This is a genomic window from Gracilibacillus saliphilus (genome assembly GCF_010994085.1).
Classification (GTDB): domain Bacteria; phylum Bacillota; class Bacilli; order Bacillales; family Amphibacillaceae; genus Gracilibacillus; species Gracilibacillus lacisalsi.
Genome location: NZ_WJEB01000012.1, coordinates 60,625 through 86,599, shown reverse-complemented (window position 1 = coordinate 86,599; position 25,975 = coordinate 60,625). Strand labels below are relative to the sequence as shown.

Genomic DNA, 25,975 nt, shown 5'->3' with positions numbered 1-25,975 from the left:
ATTATCCCTTCTTCATCTTTTTTGACTTGGCTTTCATATTAGGTCGTAGCTTGTTAATCGCAATTAGTAAAGAAAACAATGAAATGACGATATAAGCAATTGTATAACCGACCCACAACGGCCAATTAATCCCTAATTGTTGAAATTCATACATAAACATATTTGATTGTAACGACGAAAACATCGAAACAGCCGGATTAAGCATGAGCACAAAGTATGGAAGGATATTATTACTTTGTCCAGTGCCTGGTGTTCCTTGCGAAAACCCTAAAATTAAGCGCAGCACTATTAAAAAAATAATCAATGTTCCTACCAGTAAAAATAACATAACTCCATAAGTGGTAATCGTAGAGATTATGGTTCTTTTCATTATCGTCGAAAACATAATACCGATGCTTCCAATAGTCAACATAGTTAACAATAAAAAACCAAACATGACAAATACCGTTTGGGGTGAAACACCACCATAAAGAAAAACGATACTGTACAATGGTAAAGATGCCACTAGCATGAGAATTAAAAATAAAATCGAGGAAAACAGTTTACTTAAGATAATCGATGTCGATGATTGTTGTGTCGTTAACATTATATTGAGCGTCTGCTTTTCCCTTTCTCCACTAATAGCACCTGCTGTCAGACCGGGAGTAATAAAGACAATTAAGCCAAGCTGTCCCATCGAAAGCAGAATAAATAAATTTCTACTATCTGATGCTGTAAAACCATCGTGCGAGAACTGAGTTTCGATATAAATAAATGCTAAACACACCGCTCCACAAATAGCTAGAAATAAAAAGATACCTAGAAAATTTTTAAACGAACGAAACCTCAATTTTATTTCTTTGTTTAAGACCGGGTTAATTAACATGGATTGTAATCGACTCATTTACTCACCCCCCTTAGTTATTTCCATAAAGATATCTTCTAAATTGGTTTGCTTTTGTGAAAGGGTTAAAATCGGTAACCCATGTTCGATCGCTTGTTTCAATAATGTCACCTGCTCATCTTCTGTTCCTTGATAAGATAATTGTAAGAGTTGATTATCTTCTGCATCATGATCAACTTCAAGCACATTTGCATCATTTTCAAAAAAGGATATTGCTTGTTCTACATTGTCTTTCATTGTAACAAGCAACACTTTTTGTGCTTGTAATTGATTTTCAATTTGGCTCACATTACCATGGGCAATTAATTGTCCATGTTCAATAACACCTAATTCATCACATAATTCTGATAATTCCGGGAGAATATGTGATGAAATGATGATTGTTTTATCCATATTTTTCAGTTCTCTTAATATCCCTCTCATTTCAACTCTAGCACGCGGGTCGAGACCAGAAGCTGGTTCATCCAGTATTAATATTTCCGGATCATGTATTAATGCCCTTGCTAAGCACAAGCGTTGTTTCATCCCCCTTGATAACAAGTCAACATAAGCATCGATTTTTTCTGTTAGATTGACTAATTCTAATAATTGTGGAATAATCACTTTTCTTTCTGCACTTGGAATACCATAGCTGGTACCATAAAAATCTAAATATTCATGTACTTTAAATTGGTCATACACTCCAAAGAAGTCCGGCACATACCCAATCGATTTACGAACTTGTTTTGGGTCTTTGGTGACATCATAGCCATTGATATATGCCGTTCCTTCACTCGGTCTTAGCAGAGTAGCTAAAATAGAAAAAGTTGTTGACTTACCAGCACCGTTCGGACCAACAAACCCAAAAACCGTACCTTTATCGATGCTCAGATTAAGGTTATCAAGTGCTGTAAATGAACCATATCGTTTCGTTAAATTTTGGATTTCAATCATGGGTTTATCACTCCTTCCAACGTTACAGTTGGCACATCAATGGGACTATCCGACGCTGCACTAACTTGAATGAGAATTTGATTTTGATTTAGATAATCTGTAGCAGCATTTTGATCATAAGAAACGGAATTCTGATCGATACTGTCATAGGAATCACTTTGTTTGTTATATAAGGAGAATGTTAGACCATTACGATTGTTTGGCAAACGGATAGCTAATTCATCCATTTGAAAAGAACGCTCACGTAATACCGTCGGAAGCTCATACGTTAATAAGTAAGAGCCAGCACTTACTTCAATGAACGGATCGCCCTGTTCGATACCATTATGATAAATTTGACCCTGATCAATGGATACGGTTGGCATCTGCAAATCTATGGATAAAGCGCTCGTTTCATCATCTGCTAAATCAATCGTAGTTGGCTGCATAATCAGGTGATGATTATTTTGATTTGTCTCATCTCCATTAATCGTTACTGGAACAAGTGACTGATCTGTAAAGCCGATTAACATTGGTGTATTCACATTACGATCGATTTCGTTACGAATTGCCACAGATAAAAGTTCAGCCTTTATTTGCTCTTCATTTTGTAGCCCTGTTTGACCAGGATGACCAAATAAGTTATATGCGACTTGTTCTGTGGGTTGTTGGAAATAGTCCTGATTTTCCGCACTAAAACTTACTTCTTTAGTCTCTCCAGCAGCTAATTCACCTATTTCCTGATAGTTCTGACCGCTAATTAAATATACATCATGCAAATCAAATTCAAAATTACTGGTAACTTGACCAGAAATAGTACCATTCGCAAACGAAAAACTAGATGAGATTTGACCATATTCTTTTACAGGCTGATTAAATGCTACACTTCGAGGTGACCAAAACTCAATTTGCTGAAAGTGTACGTTTTCCTTATTTTCTTCTGTTTCGAGAAAAGGTAGATCAGCATACGTTTTCTGCGGACCATATAAATCCTCAGATGGTATTGGATTAAAGGTAGAATCCATGGATAACGTGTAAGAGCCGGATCCTTTCGATAGCATTGATATAACTCCTTCACCGCTACCCATTCCCTGTTCATCTAAGGAAATCACAGACATTACATTCGTTTTGATAGCACCACCACGGTCTTTTGCCCCAATAGTATATAAGCCAACGCTTGACACAATGGCAAATACAGGAATAATAATCCACGCCCATTCCCGCTTATCCATTCGTTTTAACACAAAATAAAGGACTGGAATAATCACTAACAAATATACTGTAAATAAGATAGCCAGTGTTGAAACTTTAAGGTTGGCTATGGTTGGAAAAGTTCTTGAGATATCCCTTAAACGATCAACAGTACGTATACCTATATTATTCATATAAGCATCGACATTACCATTATCGCTTCCAATAGACTGCCATAATGGATCATTTCCTTGCCAATCGGCTAGTTGAGAAAGTCCTAAATCGAAAGCAACTTGTGTAACCGCTCCCTTTCCAAACCTCTTTTCTATTACTAACGGGATATCTCCCTCTTGATACAAGACAGCAGCTTCCTCATCGACTTCTCCCGTAAATAGCTCTATACGATCCGCTTCAATTGGTTCTTGAGATATAGCCTCAAATCCTCGAATCTGTTCAACCTCTTCTTGACCTGTAATGGTTAATGGCAATATATCTGCAAGTGATCCAAACTGTTGTTTTATCCCTGGCTTACTGCCTGTAATAAGTGTTCCATCATTTTGCACCCATTCTTTAATCGATTCTTGCTTTTGGTTGGGCAATTGTGCAATTGAATAATCATTGACAACAAGTAGATCAAATATATCCAATCCTAACGAGTCATCAGTTATCATACTTTCATCTAAATTTATAACCTCTGGATCACTACCAAAAAAAGAAGTTAACTTTAAGTAATTCAAGCTATCTGGGCGATCAGAGAGTACACCAATCACTAACTTATCCGGTTGTATGTATGTAGGATTTAAATCCAAATTAGAATCAAGCGTTACTTCATTCCCGTCTTTCCAATCCCCTTCATATAAGTGGAATAGCTGTTCATTCTGGTTAGCATTTGGTTGATAATGCATCATTTCTTGCATTTCCTGTATAGAGAACGAAATAGTTTTAGTTGTCCCGGACGCAATGTCTACAGGTAGTACTTTGTTAACAACCGGAAGTGTAATAACCAAATCCCCGTTAAAATCTTCCTTATTGTTCGTAATCGTTAACGTGACAGGATATCCTTTACCCTCTTTCGCTTTTCCATCTATGCCTGCCTCAACTTTTATTTCCAGTCTGTCCTGTTCATCGGCATATGCTGTAGATGTATCGCTATAGGTTAAACACATAAAAATGAGCACAAATAATCCGATGATATTAATTAGTCTCTTCATCTTCCTCCCCCTTCTTATCTTTATAGACGAAAAAAAATAGATATAAGTTTCTTATTTCTGATTCAGAATTATTTCTTGCTTTTTTAAAAAACTAACAACATATACTCACTTTATAAAATCAGAGTAAATGAGTTAGCTTGATTACCACCTTATTCACCTTGAAATACCAACATCTTTATTTTGCCGTTGTTTCACTTCCTCCATCTTCTTATAAAAGGCATCCTCCATATCAATCTCAAAATAATTAGCAAACTTCATCATATACGCTAGACAATCCGCCAATTCTTTGCCGATGTCTTCTTGTATATTTGCTTTCGCAATTTCGAAGGCTTCTGCTTCACCTTTTCCTTGATTGATCCATTTATTTGTTTGATTAAATGCCTTTCTTAATTCTTCCGCTACTTCTGCTACCTCTGTAGAAAAAAGCATGTAATTATGTAATAACGATGATTTCGCTTCTTCATAATGATTACCACTAATTTCCCAATTCATTTCCTCATGATATGTTTTCATATATTTCTGTAATTCTTTCATCTATTCCACCTCATTTGGATAAACTTGTTTGTCAAATACTGTACCATCCGTATACTCAACTTCAAGCACTAACCGCATATTGTCATATTGTTCAAATGGTTCAAGATCAAATGGTCTATCTCTCATTTCTTCGTCTTGAAGTGTCAATTGTTCTTCTTCCATAAGTGTATCATTTTGATATCTTAATAGATTTACTTCCTCAACGATATTTTCCTGGCTGGATGTATTGTGATAGTATACTTGTAGCCTCACTTCATCTTCTTTAAAATGTATATCAGTATGCAACGAACCATATTTATTCGCTCCTAAGTAATCTACATGTTCCGATTGTTGTTCACTCTGTTTGATGACTCCATCATGGAAAACAGATACAAAATAGTTTATTTGATTTTCCGGTTCTTTCTTTACAGATTCGGTTGTTTGACCGCTAACCTCTACCTGACTAGATGAATGAGAACTGACATTTGATTCACTTATACTCACCTTCCATTCAGGTTTCAGATCCATTTCAACTGGAATCTGTACTTGAAACATGCCCGCTTCCTCTTCATTTGCTGGTATCTCCGTGAACTCATTTGCCTCCCCATATTTATAATGAAACATTACTTTTGCATCTTGATGAAATTCTTTGAGCTGCCAGGAAAAAGTTACATCCGGACTCCCATTTGCTAATTGTTTCTCATTTCTTTCCATTGAGATTGGACTGATCCAGCTCTGCTCCTCGATAAAATGCTCTAATTCTTGCCGAATAACATCAGATTGACTGTTCACATTATTACTTATCATTGATTGATTATCTGCCAGAAAGCGAATATCTTCTTCCATACTTGTTATTTTAGAAATTACCATAACATTTATAACCAAGCTTACTATTAGTGCTATTAGAATAAATAACCGAAAACCTTTGATGGATCGCTCCTTCTCCACTCTTTTCCCTCCCCTCTACAAAATCTCTTTTAACAAATATTGTAACATATTGATGTGAAGTTGCGATTTACTCATTAAGGAATTATGATAAAGACAAATCATTAACCAAAAAGGAGTATATTCATGAAACTAATTTTAGCTTCTTCCTCACCTAGAAGACAGGAATTATTACAGCAAGTACATATCCCTTTTACCATAAGGAAACCTAATATCGATGAATCACAAATTACTGAAACCGATCCAGCAGAAAAGGTTAAACAGCTTGCTATGTTAAAAGGAGAAGAAGTTCTGATTCAAGACAAAGATGAAGTAATACTATCTTCGGATACGGTTGTTTCCTTTCAACAAAATATTTTCGAAAAACCGGCAGATAAGCAAGCAGCCTATAAAATGATTGAAGCGATGAGCGGTGAAAAACACGAAGTATATACTGGTGTGATGCTTCGTTCTGTAGATCAAGAAGTTGTATTTGTTGAAAGTACTACGGTGGAATTTTGGCCATTAACAGAAGAAGAAATCATATCCTATAATGAAACAAATGAACCATATGATAAAGCTGGTGGCTACGGAATCCAAAGTGTTGGTGCGATGTTTGTAAAAGGCATTATTGGTGACTATTATAATGTTGTCGGTCTACCTATTTCTCGTGTTGTACGAGAGTTAAGTAAGTTTGATATTTTTCCCCGATAAGCTATAGGTAATCTTCTCAGGAAAGTGATGTCACTTTCCTTTTTTTATGCAAATAAGCGTTTACATGTAAATATTCTATTACATTTTACTGATAACAATAGAATCACGAGTAAAAAGTATGTTATTTTAGAGTGTGTTGTTTTAGGTATAAATACCTTTTAAAACAAGCTATATAATTCTAACATCCCGGAGGTTAACAAATGAGAAAATGGACTTTAGTATTATTTTTGTCACTTTTTATCGTGATGGCAGGCTGCTCTGAGCAAACTGACTCATCTCCAATAGATGACAAAGTTAAAATCGGTGTTATGTTGTCGGACGTCGGACTTGGTGACCAGTCCTTTAGTGACTCTGCTTTTTACGGATTAGAACATGCACGTGATGAATTAGGTATACTTTTTGATTATCGTGAATTGGCAGATGTCGGAGACTATCAAACTGGTTTAACCCAATTAATTGAGGAAGGCAATGACTTAATTATCGGTCTCGGATATATGATTGAAGAAGATTTAAAGAAAGCTGCAGAAGAATATCCTGATCAACAGTTCGTTATTGTTGATAGTGTGATAGATTTACCAAATGTAACAAGCGTAACTTTTAAGGAACATGAAGGAAGTTTTCTGATCGGTGCTATTGCCGGTATGAAGACTGAATCTGATATCGTCGGATTTGTTGGTGGTGAAGATACTCCACTCATCCGCAAATTTTTGAACGGCTATAAACAAGGTGTTGCTGCGACAAATCCTGATGCAACTGTGTTAGACCAGTTTGCCGGAGACTTTGGTGATGATCAACTTGGTGAAGAAATTGCTGCCGAACTAATCGAAGAAGGAGCAGATTATATTTATCCATCTGCAGGTTTCACAGGTGTTGGCGTAATTAACCAAGCACAAGAAAAAGGTATTTATTCATTTGGCGTCGATTCTGATCAATATTATTTAGGTGAAGATACCGTGGTAACATCTATGATGAAAAATATCGATGTGGCGATGTACACATTAGCTACCGAACTGGTGGAAAATGGTGAACTAACAAGTGAACATTTAGAATTAGGTTTAAGTGATGACGGGGTTGGATTAGCTCCTATTCGTGTTCTTTCTCTCACATCAGAAGAAGAGAATCAGCTGAATGAGCTGACAGACGATATCAACTCTAATGAGATTACGGTAAACGAATAAGGAGAAAGGGTGAAACACATGAATTTAAAGCAAAAATTAAGATTAAACTCTCTGTTACCTTTGACTATCGCCTGTATTATTATCGGGTTTATCGCGTTTCAGATGACACAGGTTCACTCTTCCAATAATGACAATGTCGAGCAACTTGTGGATGTCGAGAAACTAAATAGTGCGATAATCTCCGTTGAGCAAGGCTTAAGCAGTTTTTCTCTAAACAAAACAGATGCAGATGCAGAGTCTGTGCAATTAAGCTTACAGAAGAGTTCGGATATTTTAGAAGAATTAGCAAATACCAAAAGAGCTGAAGATCAAATACACAGGATTGAAGAAAATTTAGCAATCTTAAACGATGATATCACTGTAGCTCTAGATGAAAAAGATGCAGCAGAGGCTAAAAAACAGTCGATTCGAACTCGGGGCATTCAAAACGATATTCATTTATTACAATTAATCGTAGAGGAAAACTACCAAAAAGCACAACAACAACTAGAAACAAAGATTGATTCGGTCATCTTGTTTACGATTGTCTCAGGTATAGTGTTGCTCCTAGGAACAGGCAGTTTTTCTTTTATCATGACAAATCGGATCGTAAAACCAATTTATACACTTACCGATCATGCTGATGCTATTTCCAATGGTGATCTTACTAGGTCAATAGCAGAAACAGCACGGAAAGATGAAGTTGGTCAGTTACATAATAGTTTCGCCCGGATGAATCAAGATTTAAAAGAGTTAATTGCTAATGTATTAGAAACAGCGCAAAGTGTCGCTGCTTCTGCAGAACAATTAAGTGCTAATGCTGATGAAACGTCAACAGCTACTGAGCAAATTGCCAATTCCATTCAAGAGGTATCAGATGGATCTGAACAACAACTTAATAATGTTGATCAATCTAACCGAAATGTCGAACAGATCTCAAAAGATATGGAAGCTATCTCAACTCGCATTTCACGTGCAACAGAATCTTCCAATCATGCTTCAGAACAATCTGAGCAAGGAATGGATACAGTGAAGCGTGTTAGCGAACAAATGGCGATTATCAATCAAAACACCGAAGACACTGGCCAAGTAATCGAAGGACTAAATAATCATTCTCAAGAAATTAATAAAATCGTCGATATGATAACCGATATCGCTGAGCAAACCAATTTACTTGCACTGAATGCAGCAATTGAAGCAGCGCGTGCCGGCGAACACGGAAAAGGTTTTGCGGTTGTAGCTGATGAGGTGAGAAAATTAGCGGAAGAATCCGGTCAATCCGCTCGTCAAATTAATGACTTAATTGCAGTGATGCAACAAACAACTGGTAAAGCAGTACAATCAATGGAAGCAGGAAATGAAGCAGTGAAACAAGGTTCCTCCCTTGTATCTGAAGCAAGTGATGCATTCGGAAGTATTACAAAGGTTGTCACAGATGTTCAGGAACGAATGGAGGAAGTGACGACTTCTCTTGATCAAATGAAAAACAATAACGAAACACTCGTTACATCAATGAATCGCGTTTCAACCATTACTGAAAAAACTGCTCATCACTCTCAGGAAGTTGCTAGTGCGACGGAGGAACAAACCGCCTCTATTCAAGAAGTATCAGCCGCTACTAAAGTGTTAGCAGAAATGGCACAAGAATTGCAGGATAAAGTAAGTCGATTTAAAATCTAGGAAAAATAGATTGCTATACGTTATGGCATACCAATTAGATTGGTGATTGGTATGCTATTTTTTATTTCATAGGAGATGGTATATTTTAGGATTAACTCCATTTTTGTGTTAAAATAAACCTAAGGTATTGTGAAAACAGAGTAGGATATAAAAAGGATATCCAAACGGAATGTAATAGGTATTATAATCGGATAATATACGTTTTACAAGAGTTGATACATCTCATAGATACCAAATTTATCTTTAGGAGCTATTCACATGACTACCTACCATATAGATCCTCAAAAACAAACTCTCCATGGTTCTTTTTCAAAACATCTCAAACCTATAGTAACTGTAAACTCAGGTGATTCCGTTCTTTATTCTACTCTGGATGCCTTATGGGAACTAGAACCTTTTCCATCAACTGGTTATCGAAAAATTTTTGAGATAAAAGGCTAGATCTTCGGGTTAAATGGAGCGATAAATTTTAATAAAAGGGTGTTAACATGACAGAAGAAAAGGAAACTCCAGAAAGAAGAAGAGAACGAATGAGACAAGAAGAATTAAAGAAGAATCCCTCTGGAAGTATTTATCGAAGTGGGTTACTTGATTTAGTCGGCAGTTTAGGTTGGAAAGGTACTGGTATACTTATTCTCCTTATTATTCTAGGTTTTATCATTTACACTATTTTCTTTCAGTAACTATACTCGAATAATGCAGTAGGGACAGGTATTTTAAGCCTATCCCATTCCTACCATTTAAACGTTACCGTACTATTCGGTTCCAATGTATACGTAAAGGATTCCCCTTGAAAATTGACTTGAAATGACTGAGAATCAGCACTTGTATTGGCGGCAATTAAAACAATCGAATCATCAGGATTTTTATATCCAACCGTTTCTATTCTGCCTTTATAATGTGAGGTACTAATTCGTACTGCACCAAGTTCGACAAATTTACTGGCATGCCCTAATGCATAATATTCACTATTTTTTGTCACTTCGCCAGTTTCCCTGTCAATCGTTACAACACCTCTGCAATCCGTACAACCTCCATTAGTGGGACCACCATTGTTATCAAGCGCAATATTCCAAAGTAATACAGCCCCTGCCCAATTCCGCGGTCCACCAATAATCAGGTTGGACATATACCAACTTAAATTATTGCCAAAATCCGGACTCCAGTCCCCTCCACTACATTCTGTTAAATAGATGTCTTTGTCAGTAAATTGTTCATGTACCTTTGTCATCGTTTCTGGCTGCCCCTCATAGCAATGAAAAGCTATGCCGCTTGTGTATTTACTTGTCTCCTCATCATTAAAAACGGTCTTCGCATAGTCTATCCCATTTTCCCAGTTATGATCATATGCTAATACTTTGGTTGGAATTTGATTTTGTGAAAAAGCTGGTCCTAAATAATTCTTAATAAACATTGCCTGTTCTTTAGCACTCATACTCATCGTTGGATATGATTCTGACGTATGTTCTGGCTCATTCTGAATAGTTATTGCATCAATCGGAATATCTTTGTCTGCATAAGCCTTAATGTATTTCACAAAATAATCAGCATATGTTTCATAAACACGTTGCTCTTGATAATTTAAATACGATCCATTTAACTGCTGGTTGTTATATTTCATCCATGCCGGAGCAGTCCATGGTGTACCTAGTATACCTATCTCTTTGTTTAGCGAACGAATATCCTGAATCAGACGGATAACATCTTTATCTTTTTCAATAGAAAAATGATCTAAATGATAATCTGTTCCTGTATCTATATCATTATATGTGTAGCTTGCTGGGTTACCTTCATGATCTACCGAAAAATCTGATGCACCAATCGTATGACGGATATAGCTCATATGAATGCCATTGCTTGAAAACAAGTCTTGCAACAGTACATCTTTTTGTTCCGAATTTAGTTGATGATTGATAAGGTATGCAGAAGATCCGGTAACCGCGGCTCCGAATCCCGCCATTGTCTGAAACTCAACATTTGGATCAACTTGAATAACTGGATCATCCGTTGCTTTTATATCGTCAAAAATTATAGGCTCTTGCTCTGTAAGTAGATTTTGTTGATCTGCTGTGGTTAACCATAGATTCACTTTTTCTTCTTTAGCAGTTGTTGGTAAGACTAAAAGAATAATAGTGATACAAATACCTACTAATAGGATAAAATATCCTTTTTTATTATAAATAATTATCATCCCCCCTAAAAAAAAGTTAATAGAAAAGTTGGGGCATGACGATACCCCAACTTTTTTCTTACTTAATAGTTACAGAAGTTTCTAATTGAATATCCTCTGAAGAGCTACCAACATAAATTGGAATCTCTCCACTTGGTGTTACCCATTCATCATTCTCTTCATCCCAGTAAGAGAATGCTTTCGGGTCAAGTTCCATTTTAACACGTTTTTGTTTACCCGGTTCTAACTCCACTTTTTCAAACCCTGCTAATTGTTTTGCGGGTGTATCAATATCAGTGGGTAATTCACCAGTATATACCTGAACAACCTCTGAACCAGATACATCACCAGTATTACGTAAATTAAGCTTAACTGATAATTCTAGTTCTTTGTTTTTACCTTTAGTCTTTGCTTTTGCTTTAACGTTTCGGTAATTAAATGTTGTATAGGATAAACCATGTCCAAATGCGTATTCCGGCTCAATTCCTTCTTCTTCATATCCCTTATAACCTACAAATACACCTTCAGAATAATCAGATACCCCATCTACTCCTGGGAATTGATTTTCGTCTGATACTGGTGTACTATCTTCATCAACTGGGAATGTCATTGGTAGTTTACCAGATGGGTTCACATCACCAAATAACACATTGGAAATAGCATTACCCTGCTCTTGTCCCGGGAACCAAGCTTGTACAATGGCAGGTACATCATCTTGCCATGTATCCATTTGTACTGCTCGACCGCTCATTTGTACAACGATTGTGTTAGGATTTGCTTTCGTCACTTCCTTGATTAATTGTTCCTGGTTATTTGGTAAATCAAGGCTTGAATTATCTACATAACCTTCACTATCATAAACTCGCGTTACAACTACTGCAACATCTGATTTTTTAGCTACATCAACTGCTTCTTGAATCTTCGTATCTACTGCATCTTTTGGTGGCTCCCAACCAAAACGAATCATTCCACCAAAGTCTTGCTGTCCACCAGATTCTCCTGAACTATATTCAATACGAATATCATGTTGTTCCCCTTCAACAAAAGAAAGGGCCTTTTTAGAAGTTTTTAACCTCTCGCTTTGATTATCAATGACAAGCTCATCATCAATGTATAATTTACCTGATCCTAGACTTGAAAGAGAAAGCGTATATTCACCTGATTCAGGTACGGTGAACTGACCTGTCCAACGTGCGGACATTTCACTATTAAATTCACCTGGTACTCTTTCTAGTTTTGGTGAATCTGCATTTAATCCATCATAGTTATAGAATCCAAGATTTAAGTTTACTTGATTGTCTGTACGAATTAATGATGGTTCACCTTCACGATCAATATTGGACCAATATTCTGCCGTTAATCCATGCTCATTTTCTTCCCCGTTAACTGGACTTAATAAAGAAGATGGTACCGCTGAAGGCCCTGGTAAAATATCACCTGCACTAATTGGATCAGTGCCTGGTGCATAGGACACCTCTACATTCTCTCCAACTTCATTTTGGATACCCTCTAATGGACTAACTGTATAAGTAGGGATTACTAATGAACTACCTCCACCAGCTGCTGAAGCATTATCAGCATCTGGTCCGATAACTGCAACCGAATCTAATTCATTTCTATCTAATGGTAATGCATTATTTTCATTTTTCATTAGGACCATACTTTGTTCCGCTATTTCACGGGCAATCTTTCCATGTTCTTTTGCTGGAATTTGATTATTAACAGTAGGCTGATCGAATAAGCCTTTACTAAACATCTCTGTTAGGATTCGAGTAGCCATATCATCAATTCTTTCTTCACTTACTTCGTCTTCTTCAACTGCTGTAAGCAAGTCGTCTCCCCAATAACCATTAGGATCACCTGGAGTTTCTAAATCTAATCCAGCATTGGCAGATTCAACTGTTGAATAATTGGCGCCATAATCACTCATCACAAAACCATCAAAATCTAATTGTTCCTTCAATAAATTTGTAAGTACATTTTCACTTTCACAAGCATTGACACCATTTACTTGATTAAATGAGCACATAACAGCACTTAAGTCAGCTTGCTCGATTACTTCCGCAAATGGACGTGCATATACTTCTTGAAGTGCTCGCTCACTTGCTACGGAATTAATAGTAAAGCGTTCTGTTTCTTGGTTATTCAATATCCAGTGTTTAGCCGTTGCCATTACAGGATAGCTTTGAATACCATTTACATATGGAATAGCTAATTCTGATTGTAATAATGGGTCTTCACCTAATGATTCAAAGTTTCGCTCTCCCCAAGGAAAACGTGCAATATCAAGCCCAGGTCCTAAGACCACATTATGTGTCGTGTTAAAAGCTTCATTTCCTAAAAGCTCGCCATAAGTTTTCGCTGCATCCACATCCCAAGTAGCTGCAAGGGCAATCGGTGCAGGAAGAGCAGTTGACTTTTTGTCTTGAATGTCAGGATTCGCAATACGAACTCCCGCAGGACCATCAGCCATTGTTAATGCTGGAATACCTAAGTCCTCCATTTCTTCATTATAAAAGCCATAAAAATTATTAAGATTCCCTGTTACTAATTGAATCTTTTGCTCTAAACTCATATTTTTAAGTAATAGCTCAGTACGTTCTTGTGCTGAAAGAGATTTATCCTCCCACTGTTGAGTGGTTTCAGCTGCAACAGAACTAAAAGGTGTAATGATAAGTGTAACAATTAATGCTACTGTCAAGAATTGAAATATTGTCGATGTTTTTATCATTCTGCTAGCTCCATTTCTATTATTATATATTTTTTTCGGCTGCTGAATTTCTTCCCACCTTTCTTTTGTTGTTACCTTTTTCAATCTAAACTCTGCTAAACACGGTGTCAAACTTGCATCAGGCATGAAAAGATTAATGTCTAACGTCCTAATACCCTTCATAACATCGGAAGAGAAAACGCTCACGAAAATAATGAAAGGGATTAATCTCTTTTCTTAAAATCGTTCTAAACACTTATATGTAACATCTCTTATTACAACCACATAATTCAATGAGTTTATTTTTGTAATATTTCCGTGTTTAGTAAAATGTTTGTTAACAATTCTTAACTAAGAATAGTGCTTTTCACCTTTTCTTTTAAAATATCTGTAATATACAATCCAATATTTTCTCTCTAAATATGAGTCACAAAAAAAGTGTCGATAGAAAATTTCTACCGACACTTTTTTTACGATTTTGATTATTAAACACAGAATTGCGCAGTTTCGCAGGCACACTACTCTCCTTCTTCAAAGGAGTTTTTATAGTATTGACGCAACGCTTCAGCATTATCCTTCCACTCAACTGGTTCACCATATACAAGTTGTTGAAATACTTCAAGACAGCGATGCCACCCTGCAGCCATATACATCGCCATAGATGCGTCATCGAAAGAATGCTTAAATGTAAAAAGACATCCATCTTCTTTACCCGTTATTCGCATATCTAGTAAATCGTCTACTTCTTTGAAAACAAATGTGTGCGGTGCCTTTAACTCCAATACTTCTCCTTCATAAACAGAACCTTCCTCATCATCAAACTTCAGCTTACCACCGACTTCTACATCCATTTCCGTTGTTGCGAATGGATACCATTGGGTAAAGAAAGCCGGGTCGATTAAGATAGCAAATACTTTTTCTGAGGAAAATGGGAATTCATATTCAAATGTTAATGAATATCGTTCATCATGCTGGCTAAGTGTACCGTAATTCATTGGAACAACCTCCTTTTGCAAGCTATTTTAACACATTAACTAGCACTAGTATTACAAAAGCATTATTTAGCATTGACTAGTTTCCTGCAGCATAATATGGTTATATTACTAAAGCTTACAAAAAAGAGGAGCTGTTGGTATGAATCCATTAAATAACAGAATTACCGCTGTATTTATTCCCGTGAAGAATATTGAAAAAGCTCGTGACTGGTATTGTGATTTGCTAGATAAAGAACCTCACGATGACTTTCCTGGAGGACACCTCTATGTTCTCGAATTAGACGGATTAAATGTCGTTTTGGACAGTAAAATTTACCGGGAAGAAACGATTTTGAAAACACCTGCCTTCCATTTTAATACAGATAATATTGAAGTGGCCTATCAGTATATGGAAAGCAAAGGTGTAGAATTACTCTCAACTATTCAATTTGGCCATTTTTTCACATTTAAAGATCTAGATGGTAACCACATGATGGTATGTAAACGATAGAAATGAAAGGTAGTGGAACAATGGAAGTGGAAGATATATTTAGTGATTTTCCGATCTTGGAAACGGATCGACTACTACTACGAAAGGTATCTTTAGGGGATGTGCGTGATATCTATGCCTATGGTTCTAATAAGGAAGTATCGAAATATGTAACATGGGAAACGCACCAGTCTTTAGATGAAACACTAGCATTTGTCGAATATATTATTAGTAGATATGAAAGTAATTATCTCGCTCCGTGGGCAATCGAATGGAAAGATCAGCAGAGAATGATAGGAACGATTGATTTTGTCTCATGGGATACACAGCAACATATTGCAGAAATCGGCTATGTGATTTCTCAAGACTATTGGGGCAAAGGGATTGTCACGGAAGCTGTTAAAGAAGTTATTAAGTTTGGTTTCAACCGTATGGACTTAGAACGGATTCAGGCAAAATGTTTAGTAGAAAACATCGGTTCAGCAAGAGTGATGGAGAAAGCAGGTATGATGTTTGAAGGAATATTAAGAAAAGCAGTATATGGCAAAGGGCAACATTGGGATGTAAAAATCTATTCGATTTTGAGAGAGGAATTTGCTGCACAAGGCTGAAAAAGCAGCTTGTTAATCCCTGAAAAATTTGTAAGACACCGCTCTAGTAATTACTGGAGCGGTGTTACTGATTAATTATAAGATTTGGATATACCCTTCTGTTCCATGCACTCTAATTTGTTGTCCATCCTTTATGAGCTTGGTAGCATTTTCTACTCCAACAACTGCTGGTAACCCATATTCACGCGCGATAACTGCTCCATGGGTCATCAGCCCACCAACTTCGGTGACTAGACCTTTGATGGATACAAACAATGGTGTCCAACTTGGGTCTGTAAAAGAGGTGACTAATATATCTCCATCTTCTAAATCGGCATCTCCCATGTTTAAGATGACACGTGCTCGCCCCTCTATAACTCCAGAAGAAACTGGTAAACCTGCAATGGCTTCAGCTGGAAGATTTTCTCGTTTGTACTCACCAACAATGATTTCTCCATCAGACGTGAAAACACGTGGAGGAGTTAATTTTTCATATAATTTGTACTCTTCTTTCCGCATGTTGATGACCTGGTAATCCAGTTTATTTGTGCGTATGACTTCACCAAGCTCTTCAAAAGAGAGATAGTATATATCTTCTATTTCATGAATAACGTTGGCCTGTACGAGTTGTTCGGCTTCTTTCAATAAAGCCTGCTTATAAACGAAGTAGCGATTTATCATGCTGTATTTTGGATACTCCCTAAACCCGCTGAAATTCCGGATTAGATCGATCATTCGTTTTGTCTCTTTGGCCTTTTGTTCACCATCCGGCAGTCGATTTAGTCGTTCTAATAACTCGTGTTCTTTTTTCAAAGCCTCTTGTCTTCCTCGCTCAAATAACCGACCGCTAGCATTTGGCTCAAAGTTTTTAATATTATTAAGAATCAAGGGAACAAGTGTAATTGTTTTTTCGCTCCAACGATTTCTAGTAATATCGATTTCTCCGACACACCTCATACCGTATTTGTTGAGAAAAGTAATTATTGCGTCTCGGATTTTTTGTCCACCTTCAAACTTCAACAGTTCGTCCAAAAAGTTTTCATCTTTTACGTGTTGTAAAAAATCAATTACTTCTGGATAAGGTCTTATTACATCTGCCACATCCAATAACTCTAGACCCATCTCCGATGTAATATTGTTTGGTACAGATTGGGAAATCGCATCAGCTGCGTTTTTTTCACCTAGCCACTTCTTCATGTTTTCATTGATCCATGATGAAGCATTCATAGCAGTCATCAGTACAACAGAAGTTTGTGGGTCAAATAAAATCTTTTTTAATTGTTGGATATCTTCTCGAATAAAATCAAATAAATCTGATCCGGATTTAGTTCGAATATTTTGTTTTAACTCTTCAATAGAAATCTGATTACTCTTAATCAAATCAGAAACGATTGTCGGATCATTTTCGATTTGTTCTTGGTCCCAAGACGATATAATTTTATTGCTTTTACTGGGATTAAGTTCTTTTTCTTCCGATGATGATATTATAAACCCTTCTCGCTTTACGATAGTTAGGAGTGCGTCTTTGATGAGTGGATCGGATTTCCCTAGGGAATCTATTACCGCTTTTCTGCTGTCGGGTGAAGCCAAATTATCGGTGGTATCAACAAACAATCTGCCACCAGCTGTACGCATAGGGGCAGGTGTCGTTAAGAGATAAAAAGACAATCCTAATGGTTTCATGGGATCAGTCATCATTTGTTGATGGCCAACTGATACATAGACATGATTATTTGGATCATTGGCTTCTGGAATGGGGTATAAAGTAGTAATTGGACGACTCTGAAGAATATAAAATGCATCATTCACCAAACACCATTCGATATCTTGTGGGCAACCAAAATAAGCTTCAATCCGTCTTCCAATGCGCGCCAGTTGTAAAATGTGTTGTTCAATCAGTGTTTGAGTCTTTTGTTTTTCAGGATCGATCTGCCGTTTCTCTGTCCCGCCCTCTTTTAATGGATAAATAGCCACTTTTTTGGTAGCTATCATCTGATCGATGATTTCCTCTTCCTGTACTTTATAACAATCTGCCGATACCAATCCAGATACCAGTGCTTCTCCAAGCCCAAAACTAGCATCGATTGATAGTACCTTTCGATTAGAGGTAATTGGATCAGCGGTAAATAATATCCCTGAAGCTTGTGGGAAAACCATCCTTTGAACGATAACGGACATATATACTTGATTATGATTCAATTCATTTTGGATACGGTATATTACTGCGCGATCGGCAAATAGGGAAGCCCAACATTTGCTAATATGCTGTAAGATTGCTTCTTTGCCGATGATATTTAAATAGGTATCTTGTTGACCAGCAAAAGAGGCGTATGGTAAATCTTCAGTCGTCGCACTAGAACGCACTGCATAAGCATGTTGCTCGCCAAACTTGGAGAGAGTGTGAGTAACTGTATTCACAACTTCGGAAGGAATTTCTACTTTCATAATGAGTTGTCGTATCTTCTTGCTGATTGCAGCAATTTGTTCTCGGTCTTCTACCTTTAACCTTTTTAGTCGGTCCAACAAAGCACGGTACGTTTCATTTTGGCCGATGGCTTTTTGAAATCCCTCTGTTGTTATACAAAATCCTTCTGGTACGTGTATTCCTTGAATTTTTGATAATTCCCCTAAATTCAAACCTTTTCCACCAACGAGCATAAGCTGAGTTTTTTCTATCTCCTGAAAATCTAGAACCGAAGAACTCATCTGCATCACTCCTAACCATTAAAGTACTATTGATTTTAGCAGTAGGAAACGAGAATAAATAGTCTATATTTCCCTTTTTTTATATGCTATAATTAAAGTAGAAAGAGTACTGTGCCTTAAGTTCTCCACTTCTAATAAAAGAATAAAAACACCTCGTTTCGTATGGTATTCATAGAACTGAGGTGTTTTTTTAATTCTTTCGTATTAAAATCTATTGTTTTATTCAGTGTTAATAATTGACTAACTCAATTTCCAGTAACCTGCTTGGACTGGGCCACCTTCATTAAGTAATATTGTTCCTCACGGGCCATGTGATCAGCCATTGAAGCAGTGAATGTACTTAATACCTCCGCACTAAGCTCCATTTCTTCCAATTCATGCAAAAAAGTTTTAAATAAACTTATTTCTACCTCCACATCATTATTAAACTTTTTTAATGCGGGGAATGCGTTAACATTGGAACGTAAATAACCGGTCAGTTCTACTGCTTTTAAATAAAATTGATTAAAATGCTCTGTGAAAGCATGACTTTTCTCTTTTAAACGTTTCTCGACACCATCCATTTCATCATTAATCGCGCCCGCATGACCGGATGCATCCAATAACCAGACAAGGTGATGATGTAATTCATGGAAAATAGGTGGTACCTCTCCTTGCTTCAGATAGCCTAATATTAATAAATACTCTTCCAATTCATTGACCATGTGATTCAAAAATGTAGGTGTCAAATGAATCCCCATTTGACCGGTCAAGTGCCGTTCAATAATGGAAAGCTTGAAGTCTCTGAATTGCTTTGTGAGATCCTCCACCATAATCGAGAATGAAATGGCATTGGAGGTATCAATAGCACTTGATTGAGCAAGCAATTGATCATACTGTGTGCGAAACATTTTGGCTTTTTCAATATCCTCGGTTTGTGATGGATAAAGGGAATCATGAATAAACCGAGCATGATCTCCGAGCACCTGCAGCCAAAATTGATGTTCAAATATAGCACTTTTTAAATAATTGGATTTCATACCAGACATCCCCTTTTTTATGCAATGATGATTTATTGTATTCGGTAAACAGGGGAAATATTAACGAAATACTCTCAGATTAACGTGTATGTTCCTCTAGTTAGTCTTTTTAATCTTCTATATTCTGCTGGTACAGACGAAGAAGAATTCCCACCATAATTAACCGGAACCATATCTGCTAAAGTAGTGCCAATATCTTTCCACTTTTGTTTATATTGCTGACCGATATATATTTCAACTTCTTGAATAGTCATTGGCTTTTGTTTTTCAATGAAACATTCTAAAATAGCTTCATATAACGTCATGATCTCACCTTTCCTTATTTGTTCAGTAATTTATTTTATAGCGAGAAGCTACATTCTATGAACAAAATTGATAATGAAAGATAAAAAGACAGAATCCAATTCATTATTTGGATTTCTGTCTTTTTTATCACTTTTTATTTAGGGAATTCCCATTAACTCTCTTCTGGATAAAACTCATAACGAAACCAGGAAAAATTCGGATCACCAAAATCAGTATCGATTTGTTTCGTCTCACCCGGCTCCAATGAAATATCAAACACCTTATCATTAATTATGTCCTCATTATCATCATAAATCGCAACTCTTATCTTCCCATGAAACTCCCATTCTTCATGGAAGTTTTTAGCGTAAACATAAGATGTGACATTGTCATTTTCGCTGAGTGGTTCTACTAATCCAACTAATTCCTTGTTTTGTGCCCGTTCTTTATTCTCTTCAAAAACTTCACTTAATCTTTCCTCTATATACGCATCATTAGCTGGAGTTGCTACTTCTATATCATTCAACTGAGTTTGTTCAGCAGATACATTCATATAAATAAAAAATGAGACAAATACAAAATTAAATAAAAATGCTAATATTCCCGATTTCACAGTCGTCTTTACTGGATATCTCCCAAGTATCATCGCCGTAAATGCAACTACAGAAAAAAACACTGTCACCCATTGCCATTTTGAAAAGATAATATCATTTACAATATCCAATATCTTCACAACTTTCTTTTTTTTGTTATACTTATTTTAGCAAATATTTATTTATCTAACTACATTTTGGGAGGGAAATATGGAATCAAGTAAGGTTATGTACCAATACGTAGAGAAGAAATTCGATCCCTTCTGGTGGATAACATTTTCCTATATCATTTCCGTGCTTTTTCTGCTATGCATTACGATGGTAGTAGGGCCGATAATAGTCTTCAGCAATATTACCAATATATGGTCCGTACTGCTTATGCTACTTGTCCCACTAGGAATTTGGCTAGCTACCAAAGTGTTTGCCTATGCTCGCGGATTAATCTGGCGAAATAACCATCTCACTACTTACAACTTATATCCGGATATCATTCAATTAAATAAATGGGAAAATACTTATGATAGAGAGCCTACCAAGCTGGAGGTAGAGCTTTCTGCTATACGGAAAGTGGTTGTTGCTCCATATATCATAAATGAATATCTAACGAGACATGGAACAAAGCATATCGAGAAAAGTTATATACTTTACATTATTCACGAAGTAAATTCAACTAAAGAATTGTTGAAGCTTCCATTTGCCAGTAATTACGAGAATATTAATATCTGGTTAACCTATTTCAAAAAAAGAAATATACCCGTACAATTCACAACAGAAGTACTCTTTAGTTATGAGCGAGATATGTTTACAGATCAAGAAAGGATAAGACGTTTAGAATCCAATATTCATGAGATTCCAATTGAACATCAAGGTAATTGGAAGAAGCAGCAGAAAGAAGTATATCGAGAATGGTCTCGAACATATCCACCAAAAGAATATACAATAGAACCTGTTGAGAAAGACAATTCCTTATTCAGACCAATTGCAAATGCTGTTCTATTAAGCTATGCACTAATGTTAACAATAACCTTAGGACTAATAGAGCTTTATAAATACGGATGGTTTGCTGAGGAAAATCCCTGGCCCATTTTTGTTATGTTTTTTGTTATCAGTCTACTATTTTTCTTCATTCTGCGTCGCGTTTTACGTTGGTATTTTATGTTAGTATTCATTGTGAATGCTTTTATTTTTGGGATTGCCATGACTATGAGTTTTGAAGAAGAAAATCAACCGATTGCTTCAGAGATTTCAGTGAGTGTACTGGGCATGGCTATGTTATTCCCACTGGTGGTGTGGATACCTTACTTAATTGTAAAAAAAATAAATAATAATCCAACATAACGTCAAAATGCAAAACAACTAAAGATAAAAGTCAAGAAACACAATAGCTATGACTGCTTTGTTTCTTGACTTTTATTGATTTAGCCAATTCCTAATCATTTACACTAGTTCTATTTAAATATGTTATTCAAGATGCGCCCTTTTCTCGAATACCCGGCGGTGAAAACCAAATCAAAATACCCCTAGCTTCTCCATTAAGTGTACGCCATCAGAAGATACCCAATAACCTTTTATTTTTCCATCTTCAACTTGCATAATATCCATACCGTTAAAGCTTATTATCTTTCCCTCTTCTGCCTTAGCACCTGGCATGCCTCCTTTATAAGCTCCTGTAAATTGCCAGCGTGCCGAGACATACGGACTGTCTATGATAGGACCTACTACTACCTTCATATCAACATCCTCAAAAAAGGCGCTAGCATCCTTAATGATTCCCTTTAAGGCTTCTGCTCCCTTTTTATCAGCTGAAGATTTTCCGTCAGTTCTTGCCTGATGAACCATGCAAGCAGAAGCTGTTACCTTATCAAGTATAGAAACATCCTCGTTCCATGCTTTTACCCATAATTCATAAACTTGATTTTCGTCTAATACAGTCAAATTAAAAACCTCCTAAAATACGATTTTATACTATATTCAAGTTCTTTCTTCAATTACTCTACAAAATGGTCCGTTTCTTCTTATACTAAACTAGCTATCATCTATGAGTAGTATATTTCATTAGCTAGCTGTTAAGGGATTATTTTTGTACGCTATTAAAATCCTTTTCTGACATCTACTTTATTAGGTAAAGAATTATCCTTTTCTATACTTTCAAGTGTATCAACAAAACATTCTACCGCTTCTTTAGCAGTTGTCACAGCTGAAATATGTGGTGTAATCATCACGTTTGGATGTTGCCACAATGGACTGTCTTGTGGCAGTGGCTCCTCTTGAAATACATCAAGTACAGCAAACCTGACCTGACCAATTTCCAATGCATGCAAGAGGTCTAATTCACTAACAGATTCGCCCCTGCCAACATTGATAAAACCGACACTCAATAAACCTGAAAAAATATCCTTATTAAATAAATGCTCTGTTTTTTCCGTTAATGGCAAGGTATTAATTAGATAATTCATTTTATTCAAAAATGCAGAATGCGAGTTAACTGTAAATACTTCTTTGAAATACTCTTTTTGTTCACCACTCCATGATACTCCGTAAACTTCTACACCAAAAAAGGAAAGGACTTGTGCTATTTTTTGACCTATTTCTCCTGTACCATAAATCATTACTTTTGAATCATTTAACATCTTAGGTGTGGTAGGTTTCCAATGCTTCTCCGCTTGCTGATGAAAGAATTGATCATGATACTGTAAGTCTTTTAGTATGTAGCTAAGGCAATACTCACTAATTCTTTCTCCAAACGAACATATCGTTCTGGTTAAGATTACATCGTCATTCCATTTTTTTTTGAATAAGAAACTATCTACACCTGCACCTAAAGAATGAACCCATTTCACTTTACTATAGTCATAACTTGCTCTAGTTTTGAAAGATACAAACGCATCAGCCCAGCCTAAATCTTCATCTCTTATTTCTTCTTCTGTCAAATAACGAAATTCCTTGTCTAGTTTATAATCTTCTATCAGATTTTGTAATTCTTGATTCAAAGGGCTTACAAATAAAATATGGTTGATTTTCATTGGTGTTCTCCTTTCGATAATGAACGTCTTGTCAAAAGAGGGGGCAAGATACATTCCGTTAATCTATGTATTACCGCCAATGACTAGGCTTCTCTAAATAACTTGGAATGCTGGTACGGCTATCTCCTTTTGCTGAATTAAGTTGAGATTGTGTAAGAAAAAGAGCACTTGTCAAATCTGCTCCAAATAACTTGGCATCTCGAAGGTCAGCCCCAATAAAATCTACTTTTCTTAAATCACAATTGCTCAAATCTGCTGCTATTAATAGCTTCCCGCGAAAGTCCTCTCCTTTAAGATCTGCCCCTACTAAACTTTCACCTATTAAATCACTTGTCTCCATTATTCTTTTATTTTTATTCATAAAGTCTTTCCGATACCATTGACTCGTCTTTTGCAACAGACTGTTGACAATACTTCTATGTTCCATAATATTCAATTCTAGAATATCTTTTGGATACTTATTAGTTAGTTTTACAGTATCATTATAAATTTGCTGAAGATGGTCATTTAATGGTTCTGTTTCCATTATTTTTAATGCTTGTTTGAGGTACCAAAGCATTTCATGTAGTTGCTGAACAATAGGAAACACAGCAAACATCTCTTCTGCATGTTTACTATCTTCACGCCAGTCTTTCCCGCCATAGATAGTTTGTGAAACACGCTGGCCTGCACCAAAGCATTCATACGTAACACAACCATTAAAGCCTTTGTCTTTCAATTGGTCATGAATCGAACACATATTATTGGAGCATAAGTTTCGACATGGTTTTCCACCATCTTTAGTGAAGGGAAAATCATGAGACTTACTAAAGGGTAAAGCCACACAACATAAAGCAAAGCAGTTTTTACAATCTGATTTAAGATCATTTAGCATTTTCAATAGTTCCTCCATATTTTTGAAAGTGAATTATTAATCTTTGAAAAGAGCAAAAGGATTTAGTCCTGGATATGGTAGCTTAACTGACAAATTCGGAGTAACGTTTTTATTCGATACGGAAAATTAAGGCGAGGGAAAAGCAGGATCATTTCCCTGCTTTTTTTATTGGAATATAATATTGATCAAGTGTTATTAATTACTTTCATTTACCTCTTTCATAATATTTTGAATTAACGATTTAACTGTTTGTCTTTTAGCTAATCGTGGACTTTGTCCAGACCAAAGCGACATATAATCACGATTTTTTTGTAAAGAAGCGTTTTTTCTAATTCCTTTTGTTAAACTGTTTTGAACAGGAAAATCTGGTAAAGATGTTTCATGTTGTTTCATGTTGGAAATGAATTTATTGTTAACTCCTCTAGCCGATTTTCCCGAAAAGGCTCGCGTCAAAACTGTCTGGTCTTCTGTCGCATGAAGAATTTCTTCTATATGTATTGCATTAGCACCACTTTCCAAACAGGTTAAAAAAGCGGTTCCCATTTGAACACCTTGAGCTCCTAAACATATAGAAGCCTTTAAGCCTCTTCCATCCATTATTCCCCCTGCGGAAACAACAGGAATACTTACATGATCAACAACCTGTGGGATTAAAGACATTAATCCTACCAAGCTTTCTTGCTCCTCATCCAAGAATGTACCTCTATGACCACCTGCCTCACTACCTTGCACAACAACAATATCCATCCCGCTCTTTTCCACTTCAATTGCCTCATTAACTGTTGTAGCGGTTCCCATCAAAATAATGTTTTGTTGTTTTAACCTCTCAATTATTTCTTTAGAAGGAATACCAAAGGTAAAAGAGCAAACAGGAACCCTTTCTTCTATAATAACCTTTATTTGTTGTTGGAATGTTTCTGTTACTTTATTAAACGTCGAAATTTCCATATCAGTTTCTACATCCAATTGCTCACGAATAGGCTGCAATAATCGATTAGCTGTATTCATTTCATTCTCTGTCACATCAAATTCTCTTGGAACAAATAGGTTGATGCCAAAGTGATTGAGGGTTAACTCCTTTATTTCTCTAATCTGTTCACGGATTTGAATAGGAGACATATAACCTGCTCCAATCATGCCCAAGCCACCATTGTTTGAAACCTCAGCTACCAACTTTGACGTTGTTATTCCACCTGCCATTGGTGCTTGTATAATCGGATATTGAATATGCAAATGTTCTGTCATTTCATTACGAAGCATTATCTACACCTCTTTCTTACAAACATCTTAGAACTATTGTATAACATATTTATCCATTTTAATATGTTACTTAGAAATTTTGAGAAATCATTATAG

General features: G+C 36.2%; 23 protein-coding genes. 7 read left to right on the top strand and 16 right to left on the bottom strand.

Features of this window, described 5'->3' with window-relative positions:
• Position 1: 1 nt before the first annotated feature.
• From GHT08_RS11235 to GHT08_RS11215, 5 genes are all read right to left on the bottom strand, one after another.
• Positions 2-883, bottom strand: a complete 882-nt coding sequence (locus GHT08_RS11235; protein WP_153835000.1) for an ABC transporter permease — start codon at positions 881-883, stop codon at positions 2-4.
• Positions 884-1,816 carry an ABC transporter ATP-binding protein gene (locus GHT08_RS11230; RefSeq protein WP_163581501.1) on the bottom strand — a complete coding sequence of 311 codons (933 nt, stop codon included), beginning with the start codon at positions 1,814-1,816 and terminating at the stop codon, positions 884-886. It abuts the gene before it with no gap.
• Positions 1,813-4,197 carry a type 1 glutamine amidotransferase family protein gene (locus tag GHT08_RS11225; RefSeq protein WP_163581500.1) on the bottom strand — a complete coding sequence of 795 codons (2,385 nt, stop codon included), beginning with the start codon at positions 4,195-4,197 and terminating at the stop codon, positions 1,813-1,815. The genes GHT08_RS11230 and GHT08_RS11225 overlap by 4 nt, the downstream gene beginning before the upstream one ends.
• Positions 4,198-4,350: 153 nt before the next feature.
• Entirely contained in the window at positions 4,351-4,731 is a 381-nt protein-coding gene (locus GHT08_RS11220) for a MazG nucleotide pyrophosphohydrolase domain-containing protein (RefSeq protein ID WP_163581499.1), read from the bottom strand.
• The gene (locus GHT08_RS11215; RefSeq protein ID WP_163581498.1) at positions 4,732-5,658 is read right to left on the bottom strand and encodes a hypothetical protein; all 927 of its coding nucleotides are present in this window, start codon (positions 5,656-5,658) and stop codon (positions 4,732-4,734) included.
• Between the two features lie 123 nt (positions 5,659-5,781).
• Between GHT08_RS11215 and GHT08_RS11210 the strand changes: the two genes are divergently transcribed.
• The 4 genes from GHT08_RS11210 to GHT08_RS11195 all read left to right on the top strand — a co-directional run bounded on the left by GHT08_RS11210 (position 5,782) and on the right by GHT08_RS11195 (position 9,868).
• Positions 5,782-6,348: a Maf family protein gene (locus GHT08_RS11210; RefSeq protein ID WP_163581497.1), complete on the top strand. Its 567-nt coding sequence runs from the start codon at positions 5,782-5,784 to the stop codon at positions 6,346-6,348.
• A gap of 200 nt (positions 6,349-6,548) precedes the next feature.
• Positions 6,549-7,526, top strand: coding sequence for a BMP family lipoprotein (locus GHT08_RS11205; protein ID WP_163581496.1), 978 nt, complete (start codon positions 6,549-6,551; stop codon positions 7,524-7,526).
• A gap of 18 nt (positions 7,527-7,544) precedes the next feature.
• Positions 7,545-9,185 carry a methyl-accepting chemotaxis protein gene (locus tag GHT08_RS11200; RefSeq protein ID WP_163581495.1) on the top strand — a complete coding sequence of 547 codons (1,641 nt, stop codon included), beginning with the start codon at positions 7,545-7,547 and terminating at the stop codon, positions 9,183-9,185.
• Positions 9,186-9,673: 488 nt separating this feature from the next.
• Positions 9,674-9,868, top strand: coding sequence for a DUF6366 family protein (locus GHT08_RS11195; RefSeq protein ID WP_163581494.1), 195 nt, complete (start codon positions 9,674-9,676; stop codon positions 9,866-9,868).
• A gap of 50 nt (positions 9,869-9,918) precedes the next feature.
• Here GHT08_RS11195 and GHT08_RS11190 read toward each other — a convergent pair whose 3' ends face one another.
• The 3 genes from GHT08_RS11190 to GHT08_RS11180 all read right to left on the bottom strand — a co-directional run bounded on the left by GHT08_RS11190 (position 9,919) and on the right by GHT08_RS11180 (position 15,060).
• Positions 9,919-11,376, bottom strand: a complete 1,458-nt coding sequence (locus GHT08_RS11190) for a glycoside hydrolase family 30 protein (protein ID WP_163581493.1) — start codon at positions 11,374-11,376, stop codon at positions 9,919-9,921.
• A 58-nt stretch (positions 11,377-11,434) separates the two neighbouring features.
• Positions 11,435-14,170, bottom strand: a complete 2,736-nt coding sequence (locus GHT08_RS11185) for a glycoside hydrolase family 3 protein (RefSeq protein WP_238343553.1) — start codon at positions 14,168-14,170, stop codon at positions 11,435-11,437.
• Positions 14,171-14,583: 413 nt separating this feature from the next.
• Positions 14,584-15,060 (bottom strand): SRPBCC domain-containing protein, encoded by a 477-nt coding sequence (locus tag GHT08_RS11180; RefSeq protein WP_163581491.1) that lies wholly within the window; start codon positions 15,058-15,060, stop codon positions 14,584-14,586.
• A gap of 139 nt (positions 15,061-15,199) precedes the next feature.
• Here GHT08_RS11180 and GHT08_RS11175 point away from each other — a divergent pair, with 139 nt between their 5' ends.
• The gene (locus GHT08_RS11175) at positions 15,200-15,550 is read left to right on the top strand and encodes a VOC family protein (RefSeq protein ID WP_163581490.1); all 351 of its coding nucleotides are present in this window, start codon (positions 15,200-15,202) and stop codon (positions 15,548-15,550) included.
• Positions 15,551-15,570: 20 nt separating this feature from the next.
• A complete protein-coding gene (locus tag GHT08_RS11170) occupies positions 15,571-16,140 on the top strand; it encodes a GNAT family N-acetyltransferase (RefSeq protein ID WP_163581489.1) in 570 nt (189 codons plus the stop codon).
• Positions 16,141-16,215: 75 nt separating this feature from the next.
• Here GHT08_RS11170 and ppsA read toward each other — a convergent pair whose 3' ends face one another.
• The 4 genes from ppsA to GHT08_RS11150 form a co-directional block, all read right to left on the bottom strand.
• Positions 16,216-18,825, bottom strand: coding sequence for a phosphoenolpyruvate synthase (ppsA, locus tag GHT08_RS11165; protein ID WP_163581488.1), 2,610 nt, complete (start codon positions 18,823-18,825; stop codon positions 16,216-16,218).
• Between the two features lie 245 nt (positions 18,826-19,070).
• Entirely contained in the window at positions 19,071-19,844 is a 774-nt protein-coding gene (locus GHT08_RS11160; protein WP_163581487.1) for a DUF2935 domain-containing protein, read from the bottom strand.
• A 74-nt stretch (positions 19,845-19,918) separates the two neighbouring features.
• The gene (locus GHT08_RS11155) at positions 19,919-20,149 is read right to left on the bottom strand and encodes a hypothetical protein (protein WP_153834984.1); all 231 of its coding nucleotides are present in this window, start codon (positions 20,147-20,149) and stop codon (positions 19,919-19,921) included.
• Positions 20,150-20,301: 152 nt separating this feature from the next.
• Complete coding sequence (locus GHT08_RS11150) at positions 20,302-20,853, bottom strand: hypothetical protein (RefSeq protein ID WP_163581486.1); 552 nt, start codon at positions 20,851-20,853, stop codon at positions 20,302-20,304.
• A gap of 79 nt (positions 20,854-20,932) precedes the next feature.
• On the opposite strand from GHT08_RS11150, the gene GHT08_RS11145 reads away from it, so the two are divergent.
• Positions 20,933-22,060 (top strand): hypothetical protein, encoded by a 1,128-nt coding sequence (locus GHT08_RS11145; protein WP_163581485.1) that lies wholly within the window; start codon positions 20,933-20,935, stop codon positions 22,058-22,060.
• Positions 22,061-22,231: 171 nt separating this feature from the next.
• Here the strand turns inward: GHT08_RS11145 and GHT08_RS11140 are convergent, their stop codons facing one another.
• From GHT08_RS11140 to GHT08_RS11125, 4 genes are all read right to left on the bottom strand, one after another.
• Complete coding sequence (locus GHT08_RS11140) at positions 22,232-22,657, bottom strand: ester cyclase (protein ID WP_163581484.1); 426 nt, start codon at positions 22,655-22,657, stop codon at positions 22,232-22,234.
• 155 nt (positions 22,658-22,812) lie between these two features.
• Complete coding sequence (locus GHT08_RS11135) at positions 22,813-23,745, bottom strand: D-2-hydroxyacid dehydrogenase (RefSeq protein WP_163581483.1); 933 nt, start codon at positions 23,743-23,745, stop codon at positions 22,813-22,815.
• 70 nt (positions 23,746-23,815) lie between these two features.
• Positions 23,816-24,619, bottom strand: a complete 804-nt coding sequence (locus GHT08_RS11130) for a pentapeptide repeat-containing protein (RefSeq protein WP_163581524.1) — start codon at positions 24,617-24,619, stop codon at positions 23,816-23,818.
• A 195-nt stretch (positions 24,620-24,814) separates the two neighbouring features.
• Positions 24,815-25,879 carry an NAD(P)H-dependent flavin oxidoreductase gene (locus GHT08_RS11125; protein ID WP_163581482.1) on the bottom strand — a complete coding sequence of 355 codons (1,065 nt, stop codon included), beginning with the start codon at positions 25,877-25,879 and terminating at the stop codon, positions 24,815-24,817.
• Between the last annotated feature and the right edge of the window lie 96 nt (positions 25,880-25,975).

Excerpts from the sequence above, each read along its gene's own strand:
- GHT08_RS11205 (WP_163581496.1), top strand. The coding sequence starts at position 6,549 with ATGAGAAAATGGACTTTAGTATTATTTTTGTCACTTTTTATCGTGATG.
- GHT08_RS11210 (WP_163581497.1), top strand. The coding sequence starts at position 5,782 with ATGAAACTAATTTTAGCTTCTTCCTCACCTAGAAGACAGGAATTATTA.
- GHT08_RS11130 (WP_163581524.1), bottom strand. The coding sequence starts at position 24,619 with ATGCTAAATGATCTTAAATCAGATTGTAAAAACTGCTTTGCTTTATGT.
- GHT08_RS11160 (WP_163581487.1), bottom strand. The coding sequence starts at position 19,844 with ATGAAATCCAATTATTTAAAAAGTGCTATATTTGAACATCAATTTTGG.
- GHT08_RS11175 (WP_163581490.1), top strand. The coding sequence starts at position 15,200 with ATGAATCCATTAAATAACAGAATTACCGCTGTATTTATTCCCGTGAAG.
- GHT08_RS11135 (WP_163581483.1), bottom strand. The coding sequence starts at position 23,745 with ATGAAAATCAACCATATTTTATTTGTAAGCCCTTTGAATCAAGAATTA.
- GHT08_RS11170 (WP_163581489.1), top strand. The coding sequence starts at position 15,571 with ATGGAAGTGGAAGATATATTTAGTGATTTTCCGATCTTGGAAACGGAT.
- GHT08_RS11230 (WP_163581501.1), bottom strand. The coding sequence starts at position 1,816 with ATGATTGAAATCCAAAATTTAACGAAACGATATGGTTCATTTACAGCA.
- GHT08_RS11200 (WP_163581495.1), top strand. The coding sequence starts at position 7,545 with ATGAATTTAAAGCAAAAATTAAGATTAAACTCTCTGTTACCTTTGACT.
- GHT08_RS11225 (WP_163581500.1), bottom strand. The coding sequence starts at position 4,197 with ATGAAGAGACTAATTAATATCATCGGATTATTTGTGCTCATTTTTATG.
- GHT08_RS11235 (WP_153835000.1), bottom strand. The coding sequence starts at position 883 with ATGAGTCGATTACAATCCATGTTAATTAACCCGGTCTTAAACAAAGAA.
- GHT08_RS11180 (WP_163581491.1), bottom strand. The coding sequence starts at position 15,060 with ATGAATTACGGTACACTTAGCCAGCATGATGAACGATATTCATTAACA.
- GHT08_RS11220 (WP_163581499.1), bottom strand. The coding sequence starts at position 4,731 with ATGAAAGAATTACAGAAATATATGAAAACATATCATGAGGAAATGAAT.
- GHT08_RS11125 (WP_163581482.1), bottom strand. The coding sequence starts at position 25,879 with ATGCTTCGTAATGAAATGACAGAACATTTGCATATTCAATATCCGATT.
- ppsA (WP_163581488.1), bottom strand. The coding sequence starts at position 18,825 with ATGAGTTCTTCGGTTCTAGATTTTCAGGAGATAGAAAAAACTCAGCTT.
- GHT08_RS11155 (WP_153834984.1), bottom strand. The coding sequence starts at position 20,149 with ATGACGTTATATGAAGCTATTTTAGAATGTTTCATTGAAAAACAAAAG.
- GHT08_RS11145 (WP_163581485.1), top strand. The coding sequence starts at position 20,933 with ATGGAATCAAGTAAGGTTATGTACCAATACGTAGAGAAGAAATTCGAT.
- GHT08_RS11195 (WP_163581494.1), top strand. The coding sequence starts at position 9,674 with ATGACAGAAGAAAAGGAAACTCCAGAAAGAAGAAGAGAACGAATGAGA.
- GHT08_RS11190 (WP_163581493.1), bottom strand. The coding sequence starts at position 11,376 with ATGATAATTATTTATAATAAAAAAGGATATTTTATCCTATTAGTAGGT.